Raw genomic sequence first — 12,632 nt, 5'->3', positions numbered from 1 at the left:
TCGTCCTCCCGATCGTTGTTCGCGCACTGTGTCAGGTGTCACTGGATGCTCTCAGCATTCCACAACCGATCGAACGCTCGTCAGAGTGGTGGTTCGCGACATCTGGACGCGTTTTTCGCTCCGTTTTTCGGGCGAGACCGACACACTCGCAGGCACCATCGCTAGCATTGGTCGAATGACGGTGCCATCGGCGTTGGGGCAGTGCAACTGGCCAGACCTCGATGGGCAGGTGATCACCCTGCTGGTGCCCCTCGGTTCGGTCGAGCAGCACGGGCCCCACCTCCCGCTCGACACCGACACGCGTATCGCGGCGGCGATCGCCGAGCGCGTCTGCGGGCGATCGGAGGCCTCTGGACTCCTGTGCGCACCGGACCTGAACTACGGCGCCAGCGGTGAACACGAAGGCTTCGCCGGGACCATCTCGATCGGACACGAGGCGTTGCGCGGCCTCCTCGTCGAGTACGGCCGCAGTGCGTGCCGATGGGCGGCGCGCGTGGTGTTCGTCAACGGACATGGCGGGAACACCAGGACGCTGATCGAGGCGGTGACCCGACTCCGCTACGAGGGCCGGGACGTCGCCTGGTTCCCGTGCGCTTTCGAAGGCGCCGACGCCCACGCGGGATTCACCGAAACATCTGTGCTGCTGCATGTTTCGCCGTCCGTCGTGGATCCCGACCGTGCCGTGGCGGGCAACCGGGAGCCGGTGGGGGCGCTGATGGGGGCGATGCGGTCGGGCGGTGTCGCCGCCGTGAGTCCCAACGGTGTCCTCGGCGACCCGGAGGGCGCAAGCGCCGAGACGGGGGCGGGTCTGGTCGACGGGGTGACCGACCGCCTGTGGGCCGCCCTGGAGTCGTGGCAGATCGACGATCTGGGGCGCCTGGGATGACGGCCCTCGACGACTCGGCCCCACGACGCTGGGCCGGGAACCAGGACGCGGACGACGCCTCCGCCCGGGACGACTCGGAGTCCGTCGAACCAGGAGCGCACTCGGACGCCGACGCGCCTCCGGGGCCGCGCACCGATCTGCCCGACGGCTTCCAGGTGCAGATCGACCTGCGCTGTGCCAAGGCTGGCGACTTCCGGTATCTGGTCGGCGGTTCGCCGACGCGGCTGCTGCGCATGTCCGACACCGCACTCGGGATGACCTCCGAGGACGGTCGGATCGAGGTGTGCGACAACGTGACCCGACGATTGGCGCGCGCACTGCTGGACGCGGGGATCGCCAATCCCCGGCCCATGTTCGGACCGCAGCCGCAGGACGTGACCGTGGTCGTCCCGGTCCGGGACAACCAGGTTGGCATCGATCGCCTGCTCGACGCCCTCGACGGGCTGACGGTCATCGTCGTGGACGACGGCTCCGCCACCCCGATCGTGGTGGACCGGCCCACGGCGCGGGTCCTGCGCTTCGACGACAACCGTGGTCCGTCCGCGGCGCGCAACGCGGGTGCGGAGGCCGCGACGACCGACTTCGTCGCATTCCTCGACTCCGACGTCGTGCCCGACCCGGATTGGCTCACCATCCTGCTGACGCACTTCTCCGACCCCACGGTCGGGCTCGTCGCACCGCGCATCGTCGGATTGCAGTCCGACGCGGCGGTGGCGTCATCGCTGGCCGAGCGGTACGAGAACGGGTGGTCCTCCCTGGACATGGGACCCGAGGAGTCCGCGGTGGCGCCCTCGACCCGGACCCCGTATGTGCCCAGCGCCGCGATGGTGGTGCGGCGCAGCGCTTTCTGCGGTTTCGACGAGTCGTTACGGGTGGCCGAGGATGTCGACGCGTGCTGGCGGATGCACGCGGAGGGGTGGCGGATCCGTTACGACCCGGTGGCTCGTGTGGCCCATGAGCACCGCGCCGACCTGCGCTCGGTGCTCTCGCGTCGCTGTTTCTACGGCACCGGCGCCGCGCACCTGGCCTCCCGGCACGGTGACAGGGCGGCGCCGATGAAGATGTCGGTTCCGATGGCCGCCGCGGTGGTCGCGTTGCTGTCGCGGACGCGGTTCGGTGCCGCCCTGGCGATGATCATCCTCACCCATCTGGCGGTTCGGATGCGGCGCCGGCTGGGCGATCTGCCGTCGGCCCCGCTGGTGTCGGCGCAGATGACCGGACGAGCGGCCGGGTTCGGACTGTTACAGGCCGCGGACGCCATCTGCCGTCACTATTGGCCGGTGGCGGTGTTGCTCGCCCTCGTGTCGAAGCGTTTCCGCACCCTCGCCGTGCAGGTGGCGATCGTCGAGGGGGTGGTGTCCTGGGTCCGGGATCTGCTCGCCGATCCGACCAGTCCGCCCACGCTCGGTCCGCTGCGCTACATCCTCATGCACCGGCTCGACGACCTGGCCTACGGTGCGGGCCTGTGGCAAGGCGTCATCACCCACCGAGACCCGGAAGCGTTGCGCCCGGTCATCTCTCGATGACGACGACCGACCGGTCGCTCACCGCTGACGTCGTCATCGTCGGCGCCGGCAGCGCCGGATGCGTGCTCGCCGAGCGGCTCTCGCGGAACCCCGACCGTACGGTCGTGCTGCTGGAACGCGGTCCGGGAGGCCTGCCGACCCCCGCGGACCTCGAGCTGTCTCGGCTACCGATCGACGACGCCGCCCCGCACGCGGTCCGCCACGACACGAACCTCGGGGTGTCGGCTGCCCGCGGGTCGGCTCTCGGCGGTTCGTCGGCGGTGAACGGCGGGTACTTCCTCAGGTGGCATCGCGACGACTTCGGAACGTGGCCGGCCGGGTGGGGGCTTGACGCCATCGCCGATGCGTACGACGAACTGGACGCGCTCGGCGGCACCATGGGTGTCGAACCCGTCGCCGACGACGAACTCGGAGACGCCGGAACCGCTTTCGAGCGCTACTGGACGGCGCGGGCACCGGTCCGTCCGCTCGCGCAGCGGTGGCCGGTGGTCGGGCTCAACCGGGTGCCGATCAATCGGAGCGGGCTCGCGCGCCGCTCGGCGGCCGACGCGTACCTCGTCCCGGCGCTGTCGCGACCCAACCTCCGGGTCGTGACCGGTTGCACGGTGGACCGTGTGGCGTCGGCCGGGGGTACGACGGTGACGGGCGTGCACGCGGGCTCGCTCACGGTCGGCGCGGGCGAGGTGATCCTCGCCGCGGGCACCCTCGGCACCGCGGGGATCCTGTTGCGTTCGGAGTTGCCCGCACTTGCCATCGAGGGTCGCGCAGGTGCCCGTTCGCTGGGTGCCGGGGAGCATCGAGGCCTGGCGGTGTCGTACGCCAGGCGGACACCGGCGGGGCCGGGCATGGTGTTGCCGACGGTGGTGCACACCGACGACGGCATCGAGATTCGCTGTTATCGAGATGATTTCGCCTCGTACATTCGCGGCCTGCGCGCGTGGGGTCCGATTGTCGAGGTGACCGCGATGAGGCATTCGCCGGTACGGATCGTCGCCGACGGCGCCGCTGTACGGCTGGCGTTCGACGAACCCGACCCGGCCACCGCCGTCGCGCTGCGGGCGGCGGCCGCGGAGGTCGTGGAGATGCTGCGGGCGCCCGAGTTCGCCGACGTCGTCGTCCCGGGGAGCGTGCGGATCGCCGGCCAGGCGGGGTTCTCCCAGCACGCGTGGGGGACGATGCCGATGGGTGTCCGGACCGATTGGCTCGGCGGGGTGTACGGGGTTCGCGGACTCCGGATCGTCGACGGGTCCATTCTGCCCACCAGCGGGCGCAGTGGCCCGCACGCGACGATCATGATGATGGCGTGCCGGATCGGTGATGTACTCGCGCAACGGTGAGGCGGTCGAGTCCGACACCTCGCGGTTGTGGCCGGGTCTCTCTAGGGTAAAGGCATGTCTGCGCCCACGCTGTCCGATCCGGCCATCCGCGACTTCCTCACCAGCGGCACGAAGACCGGACACCTCGGATACACCGCCGCCGACGGTCGGCCGCTCGTCGTCCCGGTGTGGTTCGTCCTCGACGGTGACCGGATCGCGTTCAACACCGGGGCCAGGACTGCCAAAGGCCGTGCGCTGATGCGTGATCCACGTGTCGTGATGGCAGTCGACCTGCCCGAACCGCCGTTCGGTTTCGTGCAGGTGCAAGGCATCGCGCGGGTCACCGACGACCTCGACGAGGTGCGTCGCATCGCGACGATGTGCGGGGCGCGATACATGGGTGCCGAGCGGGCCGAGGAGTTCGGAGCCCGCAACGGGGTCCCCGGCGAGCTGGGGATCTGGATCGAGCCGAGCAAGGTCATCGCGAGCCTTGATGTCACTGCATGACCGCACACATGCGTTCCTGACGCCGACGCTGCCCAAGCAGTGCTGGGGGTTCATGATCGGGTCGGCGCTGTTCGCGCTGGGGTCGGCCCCCGGGCTGGCCCACTTGATGGGCGCCGGGTTCGCCAACAGCTGCTACTTCGTCGGCGCCTGGTTCTTCACCGCAGCCGGATTCATCCAGCTGATCCGCAGCGGTACCGTGGCCGAACTGCGGTCGTCGGCGCCCGGTTCGGTCATCCGTGCCGAATGGCTCACAGCAGCCACGCAATTGGTGGGTACGATCCTGTTCAACGTGTCGACCACGGGAGCTCTGGTCGCGCATACGATCTGGGGCGACCGGCACCTGGTCTGGACCCCGGACGCGGGCGGGTCCATCGCCTTCCTCATCAGTGGCGCGGTCGCCTTCGCCGGCTACACCCGCGCCACCGGACGCCGGTGGGATGTCCGCGATCGCGACTGGTGGTCGGTGCTGATCAATTGGATCGGGTGTGTCGCATTCGGGGTGTCGGCCGTCGGAGCATTCGTGACCAAGGGTGGCGTCACCGCCGACGCGGTGGCCGCGACGGTCGGTACGTTCGTGGGAGCGATCTGCTTCTTCCTCGCCTCATTGGTCGTTCTGCCGAAGCGGCACAACGGGTCCGGCTGAGGGTTCGACGGATTCCCGGTCGGGCTGCGGTGCGTCGGCGTCGGCGCGCTCGTCGATGGCGCTCTGGTGGGCCGAGAGTTCCCGGTCCAGCGCCGTGTCGAGGGCTCGGTCGAGTGCGGCGTGGGCGTTCTCGGTTCCGACGCGGCGCATCATCCCCAGTAGGTTCACCGCCCAGGCGACGTCGTCGTCGTTCTCCGGCAGCCAACCGGGGCCCTTGCGTCGGTCCACTTCGTCGTGCGCGGCGGCGAGCAGGATCTCGGCGGCCTCGTTGATCTTTGCGGTGAACCGTTCGTGGACATCTGCCAGCGCGGAGATCTGCACGCCCCGTCGCACGAGCTTCGCCAGGTTCCCGATGATGCGCCCGTCGATGGCCTCGTACACCCCATCGCGCGGGGTCTCGGAGATCACACCGGCTCGCACGAGAGCCGCGACCTGGGCATCGTCCAGCGGACCGAATCTCTCGTCGAGCTCGCCGCGGGTGATCTCCGGGCGCGACGTGCTCGACCAGTGCTCGTCGAGGATCTCGTTGAGCTCCAACGCATCCCCGATGCGGGCGCCGGGGTTCGTCATGAAGGTGGCGATGTGCTTGAGGGTGAACCCGCTCCCGAGCAGTTTGTTGATGGCCCGGAGGTTACGCAGGTGCTTCTCGGTGTAGATCGCGACGCGTCCGCGCCGCAGCGGCTGGGGGAGCAGCCCGCGTTCCTGATAGCCGCGGATGTTCCGGGTCGTGGTTCCGGACACGCGCGCCAGGTCGTCGATCCGGTACTCGGTCATCCCCTCACTGTAACGCTGCGGTGGCCGGAGTCCGAGCGTCCTGGTGAACGAGGATCCGGTAGTCGCGCAGTTCGACGCGGCGCAGCTGATTGACGTACTGGATCGCGAAGCCGGGGTACATCGTCGCGTTGAACCCGTCGTCGGTCAGGTACCAGCTCTGGCATCCGGAGTTCCAGGTGGTCGAGGTCAGGCAACGCTGGATGTCCCGGTTGTATCGCTCCTGCGCCTCGGCGCGCACGTCGAGAGCCTTCCACCCGTTCTCGAGCAGCTGGGTGACCGCTTCGGTGATGTAGTCGATCTGGGCCTCCATGTAGACCAGAGCGGAGCTGTGGCCCGGACCGGAGTTGGGTCCGAACGTGAAGAACAGATTGGGATAGCCGGACACGGCGACGCTGCGGTACGCGAACGCGCCCCGGCCCCACTCGGACGCGAGGTCGCGGCCGTCGAGGCCGGTGATCGGGATCGGCGTCCCGGTCTTGGACACGTCGAACCCGGTCGCGAACACGATGCAATCGAACTGGTGCTCAACACCTTCGACGGTGCGGATGCCACGTTCGGCGATGCGGGCGATCGGCCAGGTCACCAGTGTGCAGTTCGGTCGCTGGAGCGCGGGGTAGTAGTCACTGGTCATGAGCAGTCGCTTGCATCCCGCGGCGAAGTCGGGGGTGAGCTGCCGGCGCAGCCACGGGTCGTCGACCTGCGACCGCAGGTGCATTTTGCTGGCCGCCTCGACGACGCGGGTCAGGGGAGTGTTCCAGACGACGCCCAGCGCCACTGTCTCGTGACCCCAGAACCAGAGTGAACGCGCCAGTCGCTGGGTGCCGGGCACCGCCCGATAGAGCCGCTTGGTCGTCGCACGGGTCCGCACGTTCGCGCGGGGCAGGACCCAGCCGGGCGTGCGCTGGAAGACCTTCACCGACGCGGCCGTCTCGACCAGCTCCGGCACGATCTGGACCGCGCTCGCCCCGGTGCCCACCACAGCGACCTTCTTGCCGGTGAAGTCGTAGTCGTGATCCCAACGTGCGCTGTGGATCTTGTGCCCCTCGTAGTCCTCGATGCCGGGGATGTCGGGGAAGGAGACGTTCGCGAGCGGACCCGACGCCAGGACGACGGCGCGCGCCCGTACCGGTTCGTGCCCTTCGTCGAACGTGATGGTCCACAGACCGTCGTCGGCGTTGTACTCCATCCCGGACACCGTGTGGCCGAACCGGATGTGCGGTCCGATCCCGGAGTCGTCGACCATCGACCGGATGTAGTCGAGGATCTCGGCACTGCGCGAGTAGGTGTGCGACCAGTCCGGGTTGGGCGCGAAGCTATAGGAGTACAGGCGCGACGGGATGTCGCACGCGGCACCCGGATAGGTGTTGTCGCGCCACGTGCCGCCGACCCGGTCGTCGCGTTCGAAGATCGCGAGGTCGTCGATTCCGCGCTCCCGGAGACGGATCGCCGCACCGATGCCGGCCAATCCGGCGCCGATGATGGCCACCGAGGTGTGCATCACCACCCCCTCAGGCCGTCGGCTCGTAGGTGAGTTCCTGCGACCACGTGGGTGTTCGGTGAATGAGGCCGAACGGGATGCGATCGGTGAGCTTCACCATCGAGTCGGCGAACAGGTGGTAGGGCACGTTGCCTCGATTGATCACCGCCGCACCGTGGTACGCGACCACCTGGAACATGGGCAGGCGCCGCACGTACTCACTTCGATCTCCCACCGCCCGGTAGCGCTTCATCGCGCTGTACAACCGTTCCTCGTCGACCCCCATAGCGACGATGTTGTCGCGCATCTTGTTCAGGAGCGGAACATAACTGAGAGCCCCGATCAGGAAGGTCGGCTTGACCCACCCGCCGACGAAATCGATCGTCCGTTTGCGCAACCCCGCGTGTCCGAGGATCTCCATCACCTCGAAGTCGACTGCGAGGTGCCGCGATTCATCGGAGTTGATCCGTCTGAACACCTCCTGGGCCACCGGGTCCTTGACCTCGTCGGTGATGAACTTGATCAGCGCGCCGTCGAGCGCGACCTCGAGCATCGGGATCACAGTTCCCAGAAAGGACAGGGACATGTCGTCGGAGTGTCGGTCGAGCCAGTTGATCACCAGCTGCACGTTGACATTCGGTGACGGGATCTCGTCGTCTGTTGCGTTCGGCCCGCTCGCTCCGCTCCCGGCGCCGCCGAGCATGCCCCACCTGCGCATCAGTGCCAGTTCGGCATTGGCATGCTTCTGTTCCTCGGCGTGGAAGTGTTCGTAGATGCTCTTCAGCGTCGGGGTCGGCGCCTTCTTGGCCATGGCCGCGAAGCCCCGTGCGCCGACGTTCTCGATCCACATCAGGTCACTCATGAAGGGTTTGAGCTTGGCGTGGAGGTCGGGGTCGATGAGCTCGGCGCCCGGTGCGTCCCAATCGATGTCGATCAGGGCCCATTGACGGTCCTTGATCTTCTGCAGCATGTTGTCGAGGTCGATGGCCATGAGAGTGGTCCTTTCGTGTGGTCGGTGCGCTGAGGTCGCCGGGTCAGGACGACGGCAGGAGGCGGTTGAGGAGTCCGAGTCCGCGGACGTAGGACGCCGGGAAGTGTCGTTTGAGATGCCAGATCACGCGGGCGTCCAGTTGCGGCAGGACGTAGAGACGTCCCAGATCGTGGGCGTCGAGTGTCGATGCGGCCACGCCGGCCGGGGACACCCCGGTCCAGCGCATCAGCGTCCCGGCGAGATCCTGTGCGTCCGAGGTGATCCGACCGTCGCGGGCCACGTTGGTCTTGACGAACGTGGGGCACAGAACCGTGACACCGACGCCGGCGGAGGCCAGCTCGGCGGCGAGTGTCTCGCTCAGCGAGACCACGCCGGCCTTCGACACGTTGTAGGGCGCCATCACCGGCGCCGCGGCGAAACCCGCGGCCGACGCGACGTTGATGATCCCGCCGCGGCCCGCTTCGCGCAGCATCGGTGCGAAGAGTTCGCACCCGTGCACCACACCCCAGAGGTTGATCCCGAGCGTCCAGTCCCAGTCGTCGAACCCGATGTCGCCGACCGGGCGGCCCCCGATGCCGACTCCGGCGTTGTTGACGACGAGGGTCGGTGGACCGTCGAAGGTGTCGCGGGTGAACGCCGCGAGCGAGGCCATCGCGGCCCGGTCGGCGACATCGCAGGTGAACGCATGGGCCACCCGCCCGGTCCGGGAGGTGACCAGCGACGCGGTCTCGTCGGCGCGTGTCTCGTCGATGTCGGCGCAGATCACCTCGCCGCCGCGCCGGCCGAGTTCGAGCGCGAACGCATGGCCGATCCCGCTCCCGGCACCGGTGACGAGCGCGCGAGCGTTCTGCGACACCGGATTCCGGAGGAACCGGCGCCGTATTCCGTCGACCGCGGTGATCATGACGCGTCCGCCTCGGTGAGTGAGGCCGGGGCCGTCGCCGGAGACGGCCGGTCCGCCGCCCGGTCGCCCAGGAACTCGGCCACCCGGCGCAGTGCGGCGTCGGCTTCTGGGCCGAGCCGGGGGAGGGCCTGGAAGACGTGCATCAGGCCCGGCCAGATCTCCAGCCGGCTGTCACCGCCGTGCGCGCTGAGTTGCTCGTGCAGGTGGCGGGCGTCGGCGCTGAGCATCTCGGCGCCGCCCGCCTGGATGAGGAACGGTGGAAGATCCCGTGCCGCCGCGAAATCCAGCGCGAGACGCGGGTCGTCGGCGGCAACGTCGCGGGTGTAGAGCGCCACCAGGCGGGCGGCAGCCGCAGCCGTGATCGCCGGGTCGCGCCGGATGCGTTCCTGGGTGCGCGCCAGCTTGAAGGTGAGGTCGATGAGCGGGGAGAACAGGACGACCGCGGCGGGTTGGGCAGCGCCGCCGTCCGCGCGTCGGAGGGTCAGATCGCAGGCCAGATGACCGCCGGCGGAGTCGCCGGCGACCACGATGTCGGCAGGGAGGAAGCCCTGGCGGAGCAGCCAGTCGAAGCCGTCGGCGACGTCCTCGGCGGCGGTGGGGAATCGGTGCTCGGGAGCCAGACGGTAGTCGACGACGAACACCGGTATCCCGGTCGCGAAAGAGAGCCGCGCGGCCAGCGACCGATGTGTGCGAGCCGAGCAGATGCTGTACGCGCTGCCGTGGACGTAGTAGATCGCGCGGCGCCCCCGTCGGACATCCGGTCCGAGAACCCACTCGCCGCGAATGCCGTTCTCGCGGACCGGATACACGGTTGTTCCGGATGGCGTACGTCCGAGCGTGCGCATGATCGCGGCGATGAGACCGCGCGAGAGTCGGATGCCCAGCGGATTCAGTGGAATCGCGCCGGTGAACGTGCCGAGCCCCCACCTCGTCGCATGGGCGGTCGCGGTGGCCCGTGCCGACGCGCGGGTCGGCAGCGGGGTCGGAGTCGTCCTGGTGTGCATCAACTCACACCATCAGCAACCGTGCCATTTGTCAATGGCACAATGGATGCGTCAGGGGTGGGCGGTGGGTTTGGAAGCCGCACACACACAGCAGACCGGGCCGCGCGAGATGCTCGCGCGGCCCGGTGGTTCACCGCCCGTCAGTTCCGGGTGCTGCCCCCGGGCACGGTGGATGCGGCTTCTGTGGTCGGCGTTCCCGCGGTCTCGGGCTCCGCCGACATCACTTCGATGTCATCGGTCATCCGTGCGAGCGCCGCGGGTCCGTAGATCAGGCGGGTCGGCACGAACTTCATCCCGAGCCAGTAGAGGAGCATGCCCATGCCCGCGCCGATGAACCATGTGAAGCTGGCCTGATACACGGTGCCGAAGATGACGACACCGATCGGGAGGATCGACGCGATGGCGGTGGCGCCGACGGCAACCGGGTTCCAGCCGTTGCGGTACCAGTAGGCGCCCTCGGGCCTCATGGTGAAGAGCTCGTCCACCTCGATCTTCTGCTTCTTGACGAGGTAGAAATCGGCGATGAGGATGCCGAACAGCGGACCGATGACCGCGCCGAGGGTGTCCATTGTGTAGTGGATCGCGGTCGGATTGTTGAAGAGGTTCCACGGCGTGATGAGCACCGAGCCGACCGCCGCGATCATGCCACCGGTTCGCCAGCTGATCTTGGTGGGCGCGACATTCGAGAAGTCGAACGCCGGCGAGACGAAGTTCGCGACGATGTTGATCCCGATCGTGGCGATGGCGAAGGTGAGCACGCCCAGCACCGCGGCGGTCGTGTTGTCGATGCGATCGACGATGTGCACCGGATCGGTGATGATGTTGCCGTCCTCGTCGGTGCCGATGACCGTGACCGCCGCGGAGACCGTGCACACCACGAGGAGTGAGAAGAAGAGGAAGTTGACCGGCAGGCCCCAGAAGTTGCCCTTCTTGACCTCGCCGAAAGTGCGCCCGTACCGCGAGAAGTCACCGAAGTTGAGCATCGGACCGGAGAAATAGGAGATCACGAGTGCGATCGCGCTGATCATCATCGTGAACGACGACCAACCGGAGAGCCCGTCGCCGACCGACAGGTCGAGACTCACGTTGTCCCAACCGGCCTCGACGACCAGGTAGGCCGCCAGCGCGATCATGACGACATACACTGCGGGACCGCAGAAGTCGATGAACTTCCGGATGGTTTCCATGCCGTTCCAGAACACGAACGCCTGCAGGATCCACATCAAGATGAAACCCGCCCAGCCGAGCGCGGACAGGCCGAGGAAACCATGCTGTTCGACATCGCCCCAGGGTTCGAGTCCGGGCCAGAACTTCAGCGCCAGGAGCCCGAAAGCGACTGAGGCGAGATAGGTCTGGATGCCGTACCAGACGACCGCGATCACGCCGCGGATGATCGCCGGGATGTTGGCTCCCTTGACGCCGAAGGAGACCCGGGTCGTCACCGGGTAGGGGACGCCCGCCATCTGGGAGGGCTTCGCGACCAGATTGCACAGGATGTTGACGGCCACGATGCCCACCACGAGCGCCACCAGCACCTGCCAGGCCGCGATGCCCAGCGCGAAAAGGCTTCCCGCGAACACGTAGCCGCCGACGCTGTGCACGTCGGACATCCAGAAGGCGAAGATGTTGTACCACGTCCACTTCTGTTCCTTCAGTGGCGCGAGATCGGTGTTGGTGAGCCGATCGTCGTAGGTGGACTTGATGACGCTCTCACCGGCGGCGCCGGTGTGGGACGTGGCCGCAGGTACCTGCGGTCCGGGCGTCCCGGAGGGTGGTGTGGACATTGGCGTTCTCCTGGTCCTGGTCAGCGGCCGGGGTCGGAAGTCGTACGGGGCGCACGCTGATGGGAGAAATGTAAGAACGGATTGTTACCCCGCGATGAACGGGCAGATATATTTCGCCGGGGCTCAGTCGTGGCGGACGTCGAGGAGTGCGGCGGTCTCGATGACGGCGCTCTCGAGGCGCTGGTGGTGACGGTGTGCGACGTCGAGGACCGATGCGGTGTCTCGGTCGCCGAAGGCCGCGAGCAGGTCGGCGTGGTCGGTGTTGAGTGCCTGCTGGGTCTCGGCGGTCACCGATCTCATCACCTGGAACGGTTCGGTGAGATTCCAGGTCGCCTCGAACATGTTGAGCAGCCGCGGCATCGCGCACGCCTCGGTGAGAGCGCGATGGAACTCGCGGGAGATGTCGTGAAAAGCCTTGCCGTCGTTGTACTTCACCGCCGCGAGCAGCTCGATGTGGTGTGCGCGTGCGGTCTCCAGGGAGGACTCGTCGATCAGGCCGACCGACGGGGCGAGTGCTGCTTGTTCGAGAGTGCCTCGGACGAAGTAGATCTCGCGTAGCTCCTCGGTGGACAGCTGACTCACCCGGTACCCCGCTCCGGGGCGGTGCACCACCAGGCCTTCGCCGACCAGTGTCTTCAGGGCTTCGCGGACCGGGATCGGACTCACGTCGAAGGCGTCGGCGATCTCGCCCGGCGGGAGTTGGGTCCCCGGGGGCGCGCCACCGGACAGGATCAGTCGACGTAGTTCCTCGAGCACATTCGCACGTGTGTTGGGCGAACGCGTCTCGGCGAGCTGGGCGAGCAGGCGGTCGGTCATCCGC

The 12,632-nt window shown here is 67.9% G+C and carries 12 protein-coding genes; 5 read left to right on the top strand and 7 right to left on the bottom strand.

The window, feature by feature from the left end:
* Nucleotides 1-175: 175 nt before the first annotated feature.
* From mftE to FFS52_RS16725, 5 genes are read left to right on the top strand one after another with little or no spacing between them, the layout of a single operon-like run.
* Nucleotides 176-886 (top strand): mycofactocin biosynthesis peptidyl-dipeptidase MftE, encoded by a 711-nt coding sequence (mftE, locus tag FFS52_RS16745; protein ID WP_137810339.1) that lies wholly within the window; start codon nt 176-178, stop codon nt 884-886.
* Complete coding sequence (gene mftF / locus FFS52_RS16740) at nt 883-2,412, top strand: mycofactocin biosynthesis glycosyltransferase MftF (RefSeq protein ID WP_137810338.1); 1,530 nt, start codon at nt 883-885, stop codon at nt 2,410-2,412. Before mftE ends, mftF begins: the two co-directional genes overlap by 4 nt.
* The gene (gene mftG, locus FFS52_RS16735; protein WP_137810337.1) at nt 2,409-3,749 is read left to right on the top strand and encodes a mycofactocin system GMC family oxidoreductase MftG; all 1,341 of its coding nucleotides are present in this window, start codon (nt 2,409-2,411) and stop codon (nt 3,747-3,749) included. Before mftF ends, mftG begins: the two co-directional genes overlap by 4 nt.
* Before the next feature lie 54 nt (nt 3,750-3,803).
* Nucleotides 3,804-4,235: a PPOX class F420-dependent oxidoreductase gene (locus FFS52_RS16730; RefSeq protein ID WP_137810336.1), complete on the top strand. Its 432-nt coding sequence runs from the start codon at nt 3,804-3,806 to the stop codon at nt 4,233-4,235.
* Nucleotides 4,222-4,878 (top strand): hypothetical protein, encoded by a 657-nt coding sequence (locus FFS52_RS16725; RefSeq protein WP_171011661.1) that lies wholly within the window; start codon nt 4,222-4,224, stop codon nt 4,876-4,878. Before FFS52_RS16730 ends, FFS52_RS16725 begins: the two co-directional genes overlap by 14 nt.
* On the opposite strand, the gene FFS52_RS16720 is transcribed toward FFS52_RS16725, so the two are convergent.
* The 7 genes from FFS52_RS16720 to FFS52_RS16690 all read right to left on the bottom strand — a co-directional run bounded on the left by FFS52_RS16720 (nt 4,837) and on the right by FFS52_RS16690 (nt 12,628).
* Nucleotides 4,837-5,652: a MerR family transcriptional regulator gene (locus tag FFS52_RS16720; RefSeq protein ID WP_137810335.1), complete on the bottom strand. Its 816-nt coding sequence runs from the start codon at nt 5,650-5,652 to the stop codon at nt 4,837-4,839. The two genes, FFS52_RS16725 and FFS52_RS16720, sit on opposite strands and share 42 nt — an antisense overlap.
* Before the next feature lie 4 nt (nt 5,653-5,656).
* Entirely contained in the window at nt 5,657-7,150 is a 1,494-nt protein-coding gene (locus tag FFS52_RS16715; RefSeq protein ID WP_137810334.1) for an NAD(P)/FAD-dependent oxidoreductase, read from the bottom strand.
* A gap of 10 nt (nt 7,151-7,160) precedes the next feature.
* The gene (locus FFS52_RS16710; protein WP_137810333.1) at nt 7,161-8,120 is read right to left on the bottom strand and encodes a ferritin-like domain-containing protein; all 960 of its coding nucleotides are present in this window, start codon (nt 8,118-8,120) and stop codon (nt 7,161-7,163) included.
* Between the two features lie 43 nt (nt 8,121-8,163).
* Complete coding sequence (locus FFS52_RS16705) at nt 8,164-9,024, bottom strand: SDR family NAD(P)-dependent oxidoreductase (protein WP_137810332.1); 861 nt, start codon at nt 9,022-9,024, stop codon at nt 8,164-8,166.
* Entirely contained in the window at nt 9,021-10,028 is a 1,008-nt protein-coding gene (locus FFS52_RS16700) for an alpha/beta hydrolase (RefSeq protein WP_137810331.1), read from the bottom strand. Before FFS52_RS16700 ends, FFS52_RS16705 begins: the two co-directional genes overlap by 4 nt.
* A gap of 140 nt (nt 10,029-10,168) precedes the next feature.
* The gene (locus FFS52_RS16695) at nt 10,169-11,812 is read right to left on the bottom strand and encodes an NCS1 family nucleobase:cation symporter-1 (RefSeq protein WP_249356334.1); all 1,644 of its coding nucleotides are present in this window, start codon (nt 11,810-11,812) and stop codon (nt 10,169-10,171) included.
* 123 nt (nt 11,813-11,935) lie between these two features.
* The gene (locus tag FFS52_RS16690; RefSeq protein ID WP_137810330.1) at nt 11,936-12,628 is read right to left on the bottom strand and encodes a GntR family transcriptional regulator; all 693 of its coding nucleotides are present in this window, start codon (nt 12,626-12,628) and stop codon (nt 11,936-11,938) included.
* Nucleotides 12,629-12,632 lie beyond the last annotated feature (4 nt).

This window comes from Gordonia sp. ALPHA1B1, assembly GCF_005502615.1.
GTDB classification, from domain to species: Bacteria; Actinomycetota; Actinomycetes; order Mycobacteriales; family Mycobacteriaceae; genus Gordonia; species Gordonia hongkongensis.
Note: the sequence above shows the minus strand (reverse complement) of the source record. Positions and strands in the feature narration are given on the sequence as shown.